We start from the raw sequence: 1,409 nt of genomic DNA, 5'->3' as shown, positions 1-1,409 counted from the left end.
CCTGATGCCGAGCCGATTGTGGTGAAGTGGATGATCCTATGCTGTCGAGAAAAGCCTCTAGCGAGTTTCATGGCGGCCCGTACCCTAAACCGACTCAGGTGGTCAGGTAGAGAATACCGAGGCGTTCGGGTGAACTATGGTTAAGGAACTCGGCAAAATGCCCCCGTAACTTCGGGAGAAGGGGGGCCATTGCTGGTGATGAGGTTTTCCCTCTGAGCTGGTGGTGGCCGCAGAGACCAGCGAGAAGCGACTGTTTACTAAAAACACAGGTCCGTGCGAAGCCGTAAGGCGATGTATACGGACTGACGCCTGCCCGGTGCTGGAACGTTAAGGGGACCGGTTAGCTGACCTTCGGGTCGGCGAAGCTGAGAACTTAAGCGCCAGTAAACGGCGGTGGTAACTATAACCATCCTAAGGTAGCGAAATTCCTTGTCGGGTAAGTTCCGACCTGCACGAATGGCGTAACGACTTCTCGACTGTCTCAACCATAGGCCCGGTGAAATTGCACTACGAGTAAAGATGCTCGTTTCGCGCAGCAGGACGGAAAGACCCCGGGACCTTTACTATAGCTTGATATTGGTGTTCGGTTCGGCTTGTGTAGGATAGGTGGGAGACTGTGAACCCTGGACGCCAGTTCAGGGGGAGTCATTGTTGAAATACCACTCTGGTCGTGCTGGATGTCTAACCTGGGTCCGTGATCCGGATCAGGGACAGTGTCTGGTGGGTAGTTTAACTGGGGCGGTTGCCTCCCAAAGGGTAACGGAGGCGCCCAAAGGTTCCCTCAGCCTGGTTGGCAATCAGGTGTTGAGTGTAAGTGCACAAGGGAGCTTGACTGTGAGACTGACGGGTCGAGCAGGGACGAAAGTCGGGACTAGTGATCCGGCGGTGGCTTGTGGAAGCGCCGTCGCTCAACGGATAAAAGGTACCCCGGGGATAACAGGCTGATCTTCCCCAAGAGTCCATATCGACGGGATGGTTTGGCACCTCGATGTCGGCTCGTCGCATCCTGGGGCTGGAGTCGGTCCCAAGGGTTGGGCTGTTCGCCCATTAAAGCGGTACGCGAGCTGGGTTTAGAACGTCGTGAGACAGTTCGGTCCCTATCCGCTGTGCGCGTAGGAGTATTGAGAAGGGCTGTCCCTAGTACGAGAGGACCGGGACGGACGAACCTCTGGTGTGCCAGTTGTCCTGCCAAGGGCATGGCTGGTTGGCTACGTTCGGGAGGGATAACCGCTGAAAGCATCTAAGCGGGAAGCCTGCTTCGAGATGAGTGCTCCCACCTCCTTGAGAGGGTAAGGCTCCCAGTAGACGACTGGGTTGATAGGCCAGATATGGAAGCCCGGTAACGGGTGGAGTTGACTGGTACTAATAGGCCGAGGGCTTGTCCTCAGTTGCTCGCGTCCACTGTGTTT

At 56.2% G+C, this 1,409-nt stretch carries 1 rRNA gene; it reads left to right on the top strand.

Features of this window, described 5'->3' with window-relative positions:
- Positions 1-1,386: ribosomal RNA gene (locus C3486_RS36590) — 23S ribosomal RNA — on the top strand; the annotation flags it as partial.
- Between the last annotated feature and the right edge of the window lie 23 nt (positions 1,387-1,409).

Source organism: Streptomyces sp. Ru73, assembly GCF_002920575.1.
GTDB lineage: Bacteria > Actinomycetota > Actinomycetes > Streptomycetales > Streptomycetaceae > Streptomyces.
The sequence above is the reverse complement of the archived record's forward strand: the minus strand, read 5'-3'. Positions and strand labels throughout refer to the sequence as shown.